This is a genomic window from Lentzea sp. NPDC036955 (genome assembly GCF_055608005.1).
Map to the genome: position 1 here is coordinate 193,230 of NZ_JBVJRC010000013.1, position 14,537 is coordinate 207,766.

12 protein-coding genes and 1 pseudogene are annotated in these 14,537 nt (G+C 70.3%); 7 read left to right on the forward strand and 6 right to left on the reverse strand.

The window, feature by feature from the left end; all coding sequences use genetic code 11:
* Window positions 1–51: 51 nt before the first annotated feature.
* Together ACZ7CF_RS37265 and ACZ7CF_RS37270 are read right to left on the reverse strand one after the other, a co-directional pair.
* Complete coding sequence (locus tag ACZ7CF_RS37265; protein ID WP_470372000.1) at window positions 52–2,748, reverse strand: ricin-type beta-trefoil lectin domain protein; 2,697 nt, start codon at window positions 2,746–2,748, stop codon at window positions 52–54.
* A gap of 261 nt (window positions 2,749–3,009) precedes the next feature.
* A complete protein-coding gene (locus ACZ7CF_RS37270) occupies window positions 3,010–3,672 on the reverse strand; it encodes a hypothetical protein (RefSeq protein ID WP_470372001.1) in 663 nt (220 codons plus the stop codon).
* Window positions 3,673–3,799: 127 nt separating this feature from the next.
* On the opposite strand from ACZ7CF_RS37270, the gene ACZ7CF_RS37275 reads away from it, so the two are divergent.
* Window positions 3,800–4,975 carry a thiolase family protein gene (locus tag ACZ7CF_RS37275; protein ID WP_470372002.1) on the forward strand — a complete coding sequence of 392 codons (1,176 nt, stop codon included), beginning with the start codon at window positions 3,800–3,802 and terminating at the stop codon, window positions 4,973–4,975.
* A 2-nt stretch (window positions 4,976–4,977) separates the two neighbouring features.
* Window positions 4,978–5,460: a PaaI family thioesterase gene (locus ACZ7CF_RS37280; protein WP_360388569.1), complete on the forward strand. Its 483-nt coding sequence runs from the start codon at window positions 4,978–4,980 to the stop codon at window positions 5,458–5,460.
* Here the strand turns inward: ACZ7CF_RS37280 and ACZ7CF_RS37285 are convergent.
* Together ACZ7CF_RS37285 and ACZ7CF_RS37290 are read right to left on the reverse strand one after the other, a co-directional pair.
* A complete protein-coding gene (locus ACZ7CF_RS37285; protein ID WP_360388572.1) occupies window positions 5,435–5,917 on the reverse strand; it encodes a winged helix-turn-helix transcriptional regulator in 483 nt (160 codons plus the stop codon). The two genes, ACZ7CF_RS37280 and ACZ7CF_RS37285, sit on opposite strands and share 26 nt — an antisense overlap.
* A gap of 9 nt (window positions 5,918–5,926) precedes the next feature.
* Entirely contained in the window at window positions 5,927–6,799 is an 873-nt protein-coding gene (locus ACZ7CF_RS37290) for an alpha/beta fold hydrolase (protein ID WP_470372003.1), read from the reverse strand.
* 108 nt (window positions 6,800–6,907) lie between these two features.
* Between ACZ7CF_RS37290 and ACZ7CF_RS37295 the strand changes: the two genes are divergently transcribed.
* The 5 genes and pseudogenes from ACZ7CF_RS37295 to ACZ7CF_RS37315 all read left to right on the forward strand — a co-directional run bounded on the left by ACZ7CF_RS37295 (window position 6,908) and on the right by ACZ7CF_RS37315 (window position 12,388).
* On the forward strand, window positions 6,908–7,615 hold the full coding sequence (locus tag ACZ7CF_RS37295; RefSeq protein ID WP_470372004.1) for a hypothetical protein: 708 nt from the start codon (window positions 6,908–6,910) through the stop codon (window positions 7,613–7,615).
* 27 nt (window positions 7,616–7,642) lie between these two features.
* A pseudogene (locus ACZ7CF_RS37300) lies at window positions 7,643–8,194 on the forward strand (class I tRNA ligase family protein); the annotation flags it as partial.
* A 692-nt stretch (window positions 8,195–8,886) separates the two neighbouring features.
* Window positions 8,887–10,698, forward strand: a complete 1,812-nt coding sequence (locus tag ACZ7CF_RS37305; protein WP_470372005.1) for a class I tRNA ligase family protein — start codon at window positions 8,887–8,889, stop codon at window positions 10,696–10,698.
* A gap of 119 nt (window positions 10,699–10,817) precedes the next feature.
* Window positions 10,818–11,897, forward strand: a complete 1,080-nt coding sequence (locus tag ACZ7CF_RS37310; RefSeq protein WP_470372006.1) for an NAD(P)H-dependent amine dehydrogenase family protein — start codon at window positions 10,818–10,820, stop codon at window positions 11,895–11,897.
* A complete protein-coding gene (locus ACZ7CF_RS37315; protein WP_470372007.1) occupies window positions 11,894–12,388 on the forward strand; it encodes a carboxymuconolactone decarboxylase family protein in 495 nt (164 codons plus the stop codon). The genes ACZ7CF_RS37310 and ACZ7CF_RS37315 overlap by 4 nt, the downstream gene beginning before the upstream one ends.
* Window positions 12,389–12,404: 16 nt before the next feature.
* Here ACZ7CF_RS37315 and ACZ7CF_RS37320 read toward each other — a convergent pair whose 3' ends face one another.
* Window positions 12,405–13,943, reverse strand: coding sequence for a GMC oxidoreductase (locus tag ACZ7CF_RS37320; protein ID WP_470372008.1), 1,539 nt, complete (start codon window positions 13,941–13,943; stop codon window positions 12,405–12,407).
* Window positions 13,944–14,152: 209 nt separating this feature from the next.
* Window positions 14,153–14,530 carry a sunset domain-containing protein gene (locus ACZ7CF_RS37325; RefSeq protein WP_360388589.1) on the reverse strand — a complete coding sequence of 126 codons (378 nt, stop codon included), beginning with the start codon at window positions 14,528–14,530 and terminating at the stop codon, window positions 14,153–14,155.
* Window positions 14,531–14,537: the final 7 nt, after the last annotated feature.

Here is a 14,537-nt window from a genome sequence, read left to right on the forward strand (position 1 = left end):
GCCACTCTGGTGGCCCCCCACGCCGCCGCGTAAGGGGCCACTTCGAGCCGGTCAGGAACGCAGGCTCCACTGCTGGTTCGCCGCACCGTTGCAGGTCCAGAGGATGATCCTGGTGCCGTTCGCGGTGGCCGCGCCGTTGGCGTCGAAGCACAACCCGGACTGCACGCCGGTGATCGTGCCGTTCGCGTTGACGTTCCACTGCTGACTGGTCTGGTTCGCGCAGTCCCCGATCACGACCGCGGTGCCGTTGCCGGTGCCGCCGCCGCTCGCGACCAGGCACTTGGTGCCGTACACCTGCAACTGCTTGGCCGAGGTGAGGGTGAAGCGCTGGTTGGTGTTGCCGTGGCAGTCCCACAGCTGGGCCGCGGCACCGTTGGCCGTGCTCGCGCCGTTGATGTCGACGCACCGGCCGGACTGGCCGCCCACGATCGTGCCGCTCTGCTGGCTGCCACCGCCCTGGCGCCGCACCAGCGACTTCGACTCGGCCGACCGCACGCCCTGCGCGTCCACGACGAACAGCCGGTAGTCGCCGTTGGTGGCCGGGACGTCGATGGTCGTCGCCGTGCCACCGGCCCTGGTCATCGTCGGTCCCACCGCGAAGTTCGTGGTGCCGGAAGGCGCCAGCCACACGGTCCTGGTCGCGTCACCGGTGCTGCGGATCGAGATCGAGGCCGTGCCCGCGCCGACGAACGTGCTGGCGGGCAGCGCGTAGTCGGGCCGGGAGAGGTTGGCGGCGGGGACGATGTCGCGGTAGGCGTCCTCCAGGCCGGAGCGCACGGCGATGCCGTAGGCCGCGGCCGGCCACACGTAGTCCGAGGACACCAGGATGTCGTGGATGGTGCTGTTGGGCAGGACCTTCTGCGAGACCTTGTTGATCGGCCCGTAGGTCTGCGTGATGCTCAGGTCGTGCTTGCGGCCGAAGTCGTCGGAGTTGACCAGCCAGGTGACGTTCTTGTCGACGCTGAGCACGTTGTCGCGGAAGGTCATGAAGGCCGACCCCTCGTCCGGGTGCAGGCCGTACTTGTGCCCGGACGGGACGCCTTGCAGGTAGTTGTCCGTGATCGTGGTGCCCGGCTGGCTGCCCAGCGTGTAGATGGGCGCGGTGTCGTTGAGCCGCTGCACCGTGTCGATGATGTGGTTGTGGCTGACGGTGTTGTTGCGGGCCGTGGTCGTCGGCCGGTTCGGCGCGATGGAACCCGATGAGCCGTCGAAGTTCCACCAGCCCCAGCCGAGCGTGATGCCGTTCCACGGCGCCTTCTCGATGCGGTTGTGCTGCACCGTCAGCGTGTCCGCGAAGTAGGCGGAGATCGGGCTGTGGCCGTTGAACAGCACCGCGCTGTCGTAGAGGTAGTTGTTCTTGATCTCGATGTTCTTCGGCAGGCCCTCGGCCTGGGCGGTGTACTTCTCGCGGTTGGACGAGGTGTGGTCGCCGATGTAGACGTGCTGCGGGTGGCCGACGACGATCGCGGACCCGGCGACGTCGTTGGTGACGTTGCCGACCAGCTGGGTGTTCAGCACGTCGTTGACCATGCTGATGCCGTCGACGCCGGTGTGCTGGACCCTGTTGCGCAGCAACGCGATGCCTTCGGCGTTCTCCAGCTGCACGGCGCCGGGTGCGGTGTCGACGTTGCGGTAGTAGTAGACGTGGAAGTTGCCCTTGGCGTAGGCGGTGTTGCCGAGGTTGCCCTGCTGGGCCTGCTTGAACGACGACCCGGCCACGGTGAACAGGTTCCAGTCCGAGTGCTGCACGGTGATGCCGGAGAACGTGATGTTGCGCGCGCGGTTGGCCGTGGAGGTGCCCGCGATCCGCAGCAGCGTTGAGACGTTGTTGGGCGCGAAGATCGACGCGGTCGCCATGTTGTCGGAGTCGGCCTTGTAGTAGAACACCGTCTGGCTCGACCGGTCGAAGTAGAACTCGCCCGGAGCGTCGAGGAACTCGTAGGCGTTCATGAACTTGTGGCTGCCGCCCGACTGGAAGTTGCCGTTGAACGCGCCCTGGGCGATGGCGCCGCCGGGCTGCTGGAACAACGCCACCCGGCTCGCACCGTCGCTGCTCGTGGTGATCTGGCGGACGCCGGCGATGGCCGTCGTCCACGTCGTGGCGGTCTCGATCTCGATGTCGGCGGGGTTGCGGGTGATGGCGGGCAGGTCGCCGGGGTTGTAGCGGGCGCCGTCGCACTGCGAGCCCGACTCCCACGCCCACGGCGCCTGCCCTGCGGTCACGGTGTAGGTGCCGTAGCAGCCCTGCGAGCTGATCGTCTTGGTGGCCATGAAGGCGCGCTTGTCGTTGACGTACAACGCCCGCAGCTTGTTCGCGCGGCTGAGCGGCGCCTTCCAGATGTTGCCGCTGTGCTGCGTCCAGCCGGTCACCGGCACGCCGCCGCTGAGCACCGGCACCTCGTCCTGGTACGCGGAGTACAGGACCCGGTGGCCGTTCGTGCCCGAGTCGCCCGGCGTGAACTCGACGGTGCTCGTGACCGGGTAGTTCCCGCCGCGCAGGTGCACCTGGATGTCGCCGGACATGTTCGCGTTCACCGCGCGCACGGCGTCCCGTGCACGCGGCAGCGTCCGGAACGGCGCCGTGAGCGTGCCGGGGTTGGAGTCGTTCCCGTCCGGTGCGACGTAGAACGTCTCCTGCACGGCGGCGGAGGCGCGGAGCTGACCTGCCGAGGCCGGCAGCAGTGCGGCGGACACCAGCACCGCGAGGGCGACCAGCGACCTCGCGGCGTTCACGGCTGTGCTCCCCATGCTCTCCCCTTCGCTCACCCCGCGAACCGGCCGGGAGCCACCCGCGGATCACCGCCACCTTCCAGCACGCCGGGCGCGGGCGGGCAGCCGATGGCAGATATCTGCCACGATTGTGAGCGCTAACGTTTTAGCAAGGGCCGGATGGAGCACGGCACCGCGCTAGTGGCTGTTGAGCAGGCGAGATCTGCGCAACAGTTTCGATGTGAGCGTTGTGCAACCCGGTGGTCCGCCGTCGCTGTGGCGGACCACCGGCGCGTACGGTCACGCCTTCGCGAACGTCTCCGCGAAGATCGGCACCGCGGAGGTCAGCTGCGCCTCGGCCGCCGCCTGCGTCGGGCCGAACGCCACCACGACCGTGATGAGCGTGCCGCGGCCCATGACCGCGTGGCACGACCAGTCGATGAGCGCGGGGTCCTCGGTCGTCTCGCAGTAGGCGTAGAAGTCGTCGACGCCCTGCGGCTTGGTGAGCGGGAGCTCGAGCTTGATCTTGTCGGCGCCGCGGTACTGGGTGCACTGCTGCGCCCAGGTCCGCACCCGCTCGACCAGCGTGGCCGCCGGGCGATCGGCCGTGGCGTGAACCCGCTGGAACAGGTCCACCCGCCCGTCCCAGGTGCGCGTCCGCGAGACCGACATGCCGTCGGCGAACAGCTCACTGGTCTTGCAGACGAAGGTGACCGGCTCGCCCTCCAGGCCGGGGTCGGTGTCGGTGGCGGGTGTGCTCGACCCGACCTTGCCGCCCAGGGCGTCGAACGCACCGGGCGGGGCGATCGCCGCCTTGGCGCGCAGGTCCAGCTCCGCCGCGGTCGGCGGCGCCGTCGTCGTGGTGGTCGTCGTGACCGGCGGCGCCGCAGCCGGCTCACCACCGCAGGCGGTCGTGGCCAGGGCGGCGATCGCCACGACGGCAGCACAAATGCGCTTCTTCAACTTGTTTCCCCCAGGAGTCACGCGCCCGGCAACGGGCGCACGGAGATGATCTAACCAAATCCGGCACAGCGGTTTTCCCTCGCAACCTGGCTTGGCTTGAGCACAGTCAGGGGGTAGCGTCCTGACTATGCCTTCCACTAGTCAGGCTGTCGTCGTCGACGCCGTCCGCACCCCGCTGGCCAAGGGCAAGCCCGGTGGCGCGTACTCCGAGATCCACCCGGTGGACCTGCACAGCGCGGTCCTCAAGGCACTCGTCGACCGCACCGGGCTCGACCCGGCCGCGGTCGACGACGTCATCAGCGGCGCCGTCGGCCAGGTCGGCGAGCAGTCGGGCAACACGGCGCGGTGGGCGGCGCTCGCGGCCGGGTTCCCGGAGTCGGCGCCGGGCGTGACCGTGGACCGGCAGTGCGGGTCGAGCCAGCAGGCGCTGCACTTCGCGGCGCAGGGGGTGCTGGCCGGCGCCTACGACGTGGTGGTCGCGTCCGGGGTCGAGTCGATGAGCCGCGTCCCGATCGGGTCGCAGGCGCTGGGCAGGGACTTCCTCGGGACGAAGGTCGCCGCGCGCTACCCGGAGGGGCTGGTGCCGCAGGGCATCAGCGCGGAGCTGATCGCGCGGAGGTGGGGCCTGTCGCGGGCGCGGCTCGACGAGTTCTCCGCCGAGTCGCACCAGAAGGCCGCCGCGGCGTGGAAGGACGGGCTCTTCGACGCGCAGGTCGTGGCGGTGACCGACCTGGCGGTGGACGAGACGATCCGCCCCGACACGACCGCCGAGGTGCTGGCCGGGCTGCGACCGGCGTTCCGGGCAGAGCACTGGGAGACGCGGTTCCCCGAGCTGGACTGGCGGATCACCGCCGGCAACAGCTCACCGGTCAACGACGGCGCCGCGGCCGTGCTGGTCACCAGCGAGGAGGCGGCGGCGCGGCACGGGCTGCGGCCACGGGCCCGCGTGCACTCGTTCGCCGTCGCCGGCGACGACCCCGTCCTCATGCTCACCGGCATCATCCCCGCCACGCACAAGGTGCTGGCCCGCGCCGGGCTCACGATCAACGACATCGACGTGTTCGAGGTCAACGAGGCGTTCGCGCCGGTCGTGCTGGCGTGGCAGGCGGAGACCGGCGCGGACCCGGCGAAGGTCAACGTCAACGGCGGCGCCATCGCGATCGGGCACCCGCTGGGCGCGTCCGGGGCGCGGCTGATGACGACGTTGCTGAACACCCTGGAGCAGACCGGCGGCCGGTTCGGGTTGCAGGTCATGTGCGAGGCGGGCGGACTGGCCAACGCGACGATCATCGAGAGGGTCTGACGGTGGACCGGACCCGCACCTACGGCTGGAGCGACCCGCGGCTGCTCGCCCGGGCGGCGAGCGAGCTGGACGGCGCCGAGTTCCTCAAGAAGATCGGCAGCGGCGACCTGCCCGCTCCCCCTGCCGCCGAGACCACCGGCCTGAGAATGGCCGAGATCGGTGACGGCTACGCGCGGTTCGAGCTGACACCGGCCGAGTGGCACTACAACCCGATCGGCTCGGTGCACGGCGGTGTCCTGTCGACGCTCGCCGACACCGCGCTCGGATGCGCGGTGCACAGCAGGCTGCCCGCGGGCACCGGCTACACCTCGCTGGACCTCACGATCAAGTTCACCCGCCCGGCCACGCTCGGCAGCGGCACGCTCACGTGCGAGGGCCGGGTGGTGTCCAGCGGGCGCCGCACCGCCACGGCCGAGGGCCGCGTCACCGACGCATCCGGCCGCGTGATCGCGCACGCCGTCACGACGTGCCTGCTCCTCGGTTGATCCGCACCTGCAACCCCTCCGGCGTGAGCGACCCGGCGCCGGAGGGGACGACGTGCACGCTCACCGGTTCACCGGTCTCGGCGGCCACCACCTGCAACGGGCCGTCCTCGCGCAGGTAGGTGTCGCCCCACTGCATGAGGGCGACGACCACCGGCAGCAGCGCGTTGCCCATGTCGGTCAGCACGTACTCGTACCGCGTGCGCGCGCCGGGCTCCCGGTACGGGCGTTTGGCGAGCACGCCGGCCTCGACCAGTTCCTTGAGGCGCTTGGCCGCGACGGCCTCGGTGATGCCCACGCGCCGCACGAACGCGTCGAACCTCGTCGTGCCGTAGAAGGCCTCGCGCAGCAGGAGGACCGCCGACTTCGTGCCGATGACGTCCAGCGCCAGCGCGATCGAGCACCGGTCCGGCTGCCACTGGTCCAGCGCGGCCAACGGGCCCTTCATCTGCATGGGCATGCAGGGAGCCTACACCTGGCTAGTGTCGGACATACCCAGCTCGGCGGGGCGGTCCGCCAGCGTCGCGACCAGGAACGGCAGGCACAGCGCGAGGACCTCGTCCGGGGTCTGCACGTGCGGGTAGTGGCCGGCACCCTCGATGACGGCCAGCTCACCGCGACCCCGGGGCAGGCCGGCGAGCACCTTCTCCCCCTCGGCCCGCGGGTCGGCCCAGTCGGGGTCGGCGTCGCCCATGACGACGAGCACCGGGCAGGTGACGTCGGCCAGCCGCGCACCGGCGTCGGCGGGGCTGGTCTTGCACATGGCCCGCAGCACCCCCATCCGGCCGGGTTCGCCGAGCTTGGCCTCGATGCGCGCGAGCTCCGCGGTCCAGTCGGCCGGCTTCACCGGCACCGCGAGGTCCAGGTACCTCGTCCAGCCCGGCAGGCTGCCCGCGATCATGACCTTCGCGAGCTGCGCGTACCCGGCGCGGAAGCGGCGCACCCGCAGCAGCCCGCCCACGTCGAAGGACTGCGCGCGGGTGAACGGCGCGAGCTCCACGACACCGGCGACGACGTCGGGCGCGGTGGCGGCCGCGATCGTCGCCGCACCGCCGCTGATGGACTGACCGATGATCACCGCCGGGCCGCCCAGGTGGCGGATGACGGCCACCAGGTCCCCCGCGATGTCGGTGCGGCTGTAACCGTCCCAGCCGACGCCGGAGTCACCGCAGCCGCGGAGGTCGACGTTCGCCACCCGGTACCCCCGCGCGGCCAGTGCCGGGGCGAGGAAGCGGTAGGAGTGGCGGCTGTCGCCGATGCCGTGGGCGAGCACGACGAGCGGCCCCTGCCCGATCAGGTCGTAGGCGAGGGTGTTGCCGTCGATCTCCAGGTGCTCGGTCACGCTGTTCTCCAGAGCCTCGGCTAATGTCGTTAGCCAAAAGCTAATGCCATTAGCCTGCGTTGTCAAAACCCGGCGGTCCCGGCCTGCTTCGTCGACTACGCTCCGCCCGTGAAGCGACTCATCGCGGCCGTCCTGTGCCTGGCAGCGGCTGCCTGCACCACCCCGGCTCCGGACGCCACACCGCCTTCGACCGGGGCGTCCAGCGGCGCGCCGACGACCGTGCCGACGACCGTGCCGACGTCCGCCGGTGATCCGCAGGCCATCTCCGCCGCCTTCGAGACCTACCGGGAAGCCGCGCTGGCCAAGGACGGCGCCGCCGCCCTCCCCGTGCTGCTGAGCAACACCTTCAAGATCTACGACGGGATCAGGCGGGAAGCGGTCACCGGCACCGAGCAGACGGTCGCGACCCAGCGGCCGAGCGCCCGCCTCCTCACGTACGCGATGCGCGCCGAGCTCGACCACGCCGTGCTGCGCACCGGCTCGCCGCAGGACCTCGTGAAGACGATCATCGACCGGGGTCTGGTCAACGCGGACGACGCCCGCGACATCGCGCTGAGCCGGCCGACGATCCACAACGGCGTCGCGCTGGCCCGCTACGCCGTCCGGGGCGAGCAGGCGTCGGGCATGATCGGCTTCGGCCTCGAGGACGGTGTGTGGAAGTTCGACCTGCCAGCCCTGTTCGACCTCTCCGACCTGGCGTTCAACCAGCAGAAGAACCGCGAGGGCCTGACCTCCGAGCAGCTGGTCGACCAGCTGCTGACCACCAGGTACGGAGCAGCCAGGGCCGCGAAGCTCCGCACGCCGCTCGGCGCCTGACCGCGCGACTGGAGGATCATGGCCGGCATGAGCGAGAACGCCCGCCCGCTGCCGTCCAAGGTGGACCTCGGTGACCTGGACCGCCGGATCATCCGGTGGTGGCAGGACAACGACGTGTTCGCCCGCAGCGTCGAGCAGACCGCCCAAGGGCCCGCGTGGGTGTTCTACGAGGGACCACCGACCGCGAACGGCATGCCGGGCACACACCACGTCGAAGCGCGCGTGTTCAAGGACGTGTTCCCGCGCTACCGCACGATGAAGGGCTGCTCGGTGCCGCGCAGGGCCGGGTGGGACTGCCACGGGCTGCCGGTGGAGCTGGCGGTCGAGAAGGAGCTCGGACTGTCCGGCAAGCCCGACGTCGAGCGGATGGGCGTCGCCGAGTTCAACGCGCACTGCCGGGAGTCCGTGCTGCGGCACGTCGGCGCGTTCGAGCAGCTCACCGAGCGGATGGGCTACTGGATCGACCTGGCGCACCCGTACGAGACGATGACGCCGGAGTACGTCGACAGCGTCTGGTGGTCGTTGCAGCGCATCCACGCCGACGGCCGGTTGGTCGAGGACTTCCGGGTCACGCCGTACTGCGCGAACGACCAGACCACGTTGTCCGACCACGAGGTGGCGCAGGGGTACGAGACGGTGACGGACCCGTCCGCCTACGTGCGACTCCCCCTCGTCGAGCCGCTGCACGGCATCGACGGCGCCGAGCTGCTGATCTGGACCACGACGCCGTGGACGCTGGTGTCCAACACCGCGGTCGCCGTGCACCCGGAGGTCACCTACGTGGTCGCGCGCACCGGGGACGGCGTGTTCGTGGTGGCCGAGCCGCGGGTCGAGGCCGTTCTCGGCGACGCCGAGGTGCTGGCGGCGCTCACCGGTGCGGAGCTGGCCGGGCTGCGGTACGAGCGGCCGTTCGAGCTCATCGACATCCCCGACGCGCACCGGGTGGTGCTCGCCGGCTACGTGACGACCACCGACGGCACCGGTCTGGTGCACCAGGCGCCGGCGTTCGGCGCCGAGGACCTGGCCGTGGCGAGGGAGAACGGGCTGCCGCTGGTCAACCCGGTCGGGCGGGACGGGCGGTTCCTGGCAGAGGTGCCGCTGGTGGGCGGGAGGTTCTTCAAGGACGCCGACCCCGTGCTGTCGAGGAGCTGCGCCGGACCGGCCGGCTGTTCCGCTACGAGGACTTCGAGCACCCGTACCCGCACTGCTGGCGTTGCCACTGGCCGCTGCTCCACTACGCGCAGCCGTCGTGGTACGTCCGCACGACCGAGGTGCGCGCGGAGCTGCTGCGGGAGAACGAGGCGACGAACTGGTTCCCCGAGCACATCAAGCACGGCCGCTACGGCGACTGGCTGGTCAACAACGTCGACTGGGCGCTGTCGCGGACGCGCTACTGGGGCACGCCGCTGCCGCTGTGGCGCTGCGACGGCGGGCACGTCACGGCCGTGGGCTCGCGGGCGGAGCTGGGGCGGCTGGCCGGGGCTGATCTGTCCACACTGGACCCGCACCGGCCGTTCGTGGACGCGGTCACGTTCGCCTGCCCGGACTGCGGCGAGGTGGCCACGCGGGTGCCGGAGGTCATCGACGCCTGGTACGACTCGGGCGCGATGCCGTTCGCCTCGCTCGGCTACCCGCACCTGCCCGGCAGCGTCGAGGCGTTCGAGGCCACCTACCCGGCGCAGTACATCTGCGAGGCGATCGACCAGACCCGCGGCTGGTTCTACACGCTGATGGCGATCGGCACTCTGGTGTTCGGCAAGTCGCCGTACGAGAACGTCGTGTGCCTGGGCCACATCCTGGCCGAGGACGGCCGCAAGATGAGCAAGCACCTGGGCAACATCATCGAGCCGATCCCGTTGATGGACACGCATGGCGCGGACGCGTTGCGGTGGTTCATGGCCTGCTCGGGCTCGCCGTGGTCGGCACGCCGCGTCGGTGCCGGGCCGCTGGACGAGATCGTGCGCAAGGTGCTGCTGACGTACTGGAACACCGCCTCGTTCTTCAGCCTCCACGCCTCGGGTGCCACGTGGACCGCAGGCTCCGACCGGCCGGTGCTCGACCGGTGGGTGCTCTCCGAGCTGCACGCGCTCATGGCCGCCGTCGACGTTGCGATGGAGCAGTACGACACCGCGCAGGCCGGCCGGTTGCTCGCCGGGTTCGTCGACGACCTGTCGAACTGGTACGTGCGCCGGTCGCGGCAACGGTTCTCGCGCGGCGACGAGAACGCGCTGGCGACGCTGCACGAGTGCCTGGAGGTGCTCACCCGGCTGCTGGCGCCGTTCGTGCCGTTCATCACCGAGGAGGTCTGGCAGCGGGTGATCAGGCCGCACGACCCCGCCGCCGCGGACTCGGTGCACCTGGCCACGTGGCCCGTCAGCGATCCCGCCCGCGTCTCCCCCGAGCTGTCCGCGCAGGTCGCGAGTGCCCGCGTGGTCGCGGAGCTGGGCCGTGCCGCGCGCAAGTCCGCGGGTCTGCGCATCCGCCAGCCGTTGAGCCGCGCGCTGGTCAGCGTTCCGTTGCCGCGGGAGCTGCTCGACGACGTCGGTGACGAGCTCAACGTCAAGGTCGTGCTGCCGCTCGACGCCGCGAGCGAGGTGGTCGACATCGAGGTGCGGCCGAACTTCCGCGTACTGGGCAAGCGGTTCGGCAAGCGCACCCAGGAGGTGGCGGCGGCGATCACGGCCGCGGACCCCCGCTCGTTGGCGGAGGCCCTGCGCGCCACGGGTGCGGCCGAGCTGGCCGGGTCCGTCACGCTCTCGCCGGATGACGTGCTGGTCACCGAGGCGCCGCGCAGCGGTTGGGTCGTGGGTGCGCAGCAGGGCGTGACGATCGCGCTCGACACCGCGCTCACGCCGGAGCTGGAGGCGGAGGGCCTGGCGCGGGACGTGGTCCGGCTGGTGCAGCAGGCCCGCAAGGACTCCGGGTTCGACGTCTCCGACCGCATCGAGGTCGTCCTGACGGCACCCGAGGACGTCGCGGCGGCCGTTCACACGCACCGCGATTTCGTCGAACGCGAAACGCTGGCCGTGTCCCTTCTCCTGCACCCAGGCAAGGAGCTGACCGTCCAACTCCACAAACCCTAGCCCCACCCCGCTTGTTGCAGATGCCGTGGAAGGCAGGGGGTTACGCCCTGCGGGTGGATTTGGGAGCGGGAACGGGACTGCACTAGAAACTGGAACGTGTTCTAGTTAGGCTACAGCGCATGATCGCCACAGTGGTGTGGGGCACGGGCAACGTCGGGCGTGCGGCAATTCGGGCCGTGGAGGCCCATCCTGGGTTGAAGTTGACCGCGGTGGTCGTACACGACGCCAACAAGGTGGGACGCGACGCCGGTGAGCTTGCTGGAACCGGTTACAACACAGGGATCGTCGCGACCGACGACATCGGCGCGGTGCTCGCCACGGGTCCGCGGGCCGTCGTCTACGCGGCCTCGGGTGACGTGCGGCCGGCCGAGGCGCTCGCCGACATCACCAGGGCGATCGCGGCGGGCGCGGTGGTGGTGACGCCGTCGCTGTACGCGCTCTACGACCACCGCAGTGCGCCGCCGGAGCTGCGCGACCCGGCGCTGAAGGCGATCGCGGACGGCGGCGGGTCGCTGTTCGTGTCGGGTGTGGACCCCGGCTGGGGCAACGACGTGCTGCCGTTGCTGATCAGCGGACTGGGCAGCCGGATCGACGCGGTGCGCTGCCAGGAGATCTTCGACTACTCGACCTACGACCAGCCCGACGCGGTGCGGTGGCTGATCGGCATGGGCCAGCCGCTCGACTACCAGGCGCCGATGCTGATGGCGACGGTGCCGACCATGGTGTGGGGCGGCCAGATCCGGCTGATGGCCAGGGCGCTGGGCGTGGAGGTCGACGAGATCCGCGAGACCGTCGACCGGCGCGCGCTCGACGAGACGGTGACGACGCGGACCATGGGCGAGTTCGAGGCGGGCACGCAGGGCGCGATCCGGTTCGAGGTGCAGGGGGTCGTCGGCGGCGAGCCGTTGATCGTGATCGAGCACGTCACGCGCATCCACCCGTCCTGCGCGCCGGACTGGCCGATGCCGCCCTCCGGCGACGGCGCGCACAAGGTGATCATCGAGGGCCGGCCGCGCATCGAGGTGTCCGTCGAGGCCGACGACGAGGGCGAGAACCGGTCCGCGGGCGGCAACGCGACGGCGGTCGGGCGGCTCGTGAACGCCATCGACTGGCTGGCCGCGGCGGAACCCGGTCTCTACGACGCGTTGGACGTGCCGCTGCGACCGGTGGCGGGCAAGCTGGGGAGGAGTGCGCGGTGAACGTCGACATCCCGCAGGGCAAGGACCCCATCGGGTACGTGTGGGGCGAGATGGTGCCGGGCATCGGTGTCGCCGCGGCGAACTTCTCGCTCGCTGTCTACCAGCACACCACGCTCGGGCTGCGCGAGTTCGAGGCGGCCCGGCTGCGGACCGCGCAGATCAACGGGTGCCTGTTCTGCCTCGACTGGCGGACCGAGCGCGACGGGCAGAAGGTCGAGGACGGGTTCCTCGACGCGGTGACCCAGTGGCGCACCACCGACGCCTTCGACGACCGCACCAGGATGGCCGCCGAGTACGCCGAGCGGTACGCACTGGACCACCACGGTCTCGACGAGGACTTCTGGTCCCGCATGACCGCGTCGTACAGCCAGGTGGAGATCGTGGAGCTGACCATGAGCATCGGCGCGTGGCTCTCGTTCGGCCGGTTGAACCACGTGCTCGGGCTCGACGCGGTCTGCGTGCTGCCGAGTCAGCTGGGAGCGTCCACGTAGGACTTCACAGACCCGGTCACAGGTCCGTGGCGATGATCTTCTCGATGTTGCGTTCCGCGAGCGCGGTGATGGTGACGAACGGGTTCACCACGGTCGTGCCGGGGATGAGCGACCCGTCGATGACGTACAGCCCCGGATAGCCGCGCAGGCGGCCGTAGGCGTCGGTGGCCCTGCCCAGGACCGCGCCGCCGAGCGGGTGGTAGGTCAGGTGGTCGCCCCAGATCTTGTACACGCCGAACAGGTCGGTCCGGTAGATCGTCCCCTCCTTCGCGTTGATCTTGTCGAAGATCGTCTTGGCGGCGGTGATGGACTTCTCCTTCCACACCGTCTGCCAGTTGAGGTCGACCTTGTTCGCGGCGGCGTTCCAGGAGAACTCGGCGCGGTGCGGGGTCTTGGTGATCGACAGGTAGAACGAGGCGTAGGTCTCGATCCCGGTCGGTAGCGGCGCCACCTCCGCGAACGCTCCCCCGGCCGCCCAGTTGTCGATGCCCAGCGTCGGGATGGACGACTGCAGCGCGCCCGTGGCGTCCCACATGTGGTTGGCCCGGCCGCACATGACGTTGCCGTTGTCGCCCCAGCCCTTGCCGACCTCGCCGTTCAGGTTCGGCAGCGCACCGGTGGCCCTCAGCTTCACCAGCAGCTTGCTGGTGCCGACGCTGCCCGCTGCGAAGAACACCTTCGCCGCGGTCACCGACTTGGTCGCGATGACGTCACCGGTGGTGTTGAGCTGCTCGACGGTGACCGCGTAGCCGCCGGTCGTGGGCCGGACCGAGGCGACCCGGTGCAGCGGCGAGATGGTGACCCGCCCGGTCGCCCTGATCTTGGGCAGGTAGGACTTCTGCAGGGACTTCTTGCCGTGGTTGTTGCCGTAGAGGATCTCGCCGGCCAGCGCGGACTTCGGGACGGTGCCCGCCGCCTCCTGTTCCATGTAGCCCCAGTCGTACACGGTGGGCACGAACACGTACGGGAAGTTGCTGCGCTGGGCGTGCTTGCGGCCGACCCGCGCGTACTGGTAGCACGCGGTGCTGTCGAACCAGGCCGGGTTGACGAGCCCGGCGCCGAGCTCGGCGTTGGCCCGCGGGTAGTAGGTGCCGTACATCTCGTCGGCGTTCACGCCGGGCAGCACGTCGCCGAAGGTCTCGCGCCGGGGCGTGACGGCCATGCCGCCGTTGACGAGCGAGCCGCCGCCGACACCGCGGCCCTGGTAGACGGTGATGCCGCCGAACTCCTCGGCGTCGAGGATGCCGGTGTACCTCGGGATCGCCTTATCGATCGGGAAGCCGAGGAAGTTGCTCAAAGGCTGTTTCGTCCTGGTGCGCAGCCAGAACGAGCGCTGGTCCGGCGTGGTCGTGTTGGCGAAGACCTTGCCGTCGGAACCGGGCGTGTCCCAGGCCATGCCCATCTCGACCATGTGGACGTCGACACCGGCCTGGGCCAGGCGCAGCGCCGCGACGCACCCGCCGTACCCGGTGCCGATGACGAGCGCCGGAACCACCGCCGCGTCGGCGATCGTGCTCGCCCTGGCCGCCGGTGCGAGACCGGCACCCAGGGCCATGCCACCTAAAATAGAACCTGTTCCAGTCAAGAACGAACGTCGAGAGGGACCCTTGAAACCGTTATCACACGTCATTGTGTGGTTCATGTGATCATCCTCACTCTTGCCGCATGAGAACAAGTTATACCTGCGCTTGTGCGGCAAGTCACTACCTGCTAGTCAGATCGACGGGGCCTTCCTCGACGTCGGAGGGGTCTGGAGAAGTGCGATCAGGCCTTCACGCGGGCCTTCGTCGTCCACATCCGGTACCCGGCCTTCAGCGCCTCGGTCTCGGTCCCGAACATCACGTCGCCCTTCATCCGCCGGTAGTACGGCGAGTCCGGCGTGTGGTAGACCATCGTTCGCGAGTTCCCCTTGACGGGCAACGCTTCCTCGTCATCGGCGGGCACCGTCACCACGGGTTCGTCCGCGACCTGGAGCAGCGGCTGCTGGCGCACGATCGGGTTCTCGGTGCGGGGTGCGGGCAGGGCGAGGCGGGGCTTCGGGGACTCGGCGTGGCGCTTGCGCACGGCCAGCCAGGTGAGCAGGCAGCCGGCGGCGAAGGACGCCAGGCACAGCAGGAACATCTGCGAGAACAACCAGAGCACGGGAACT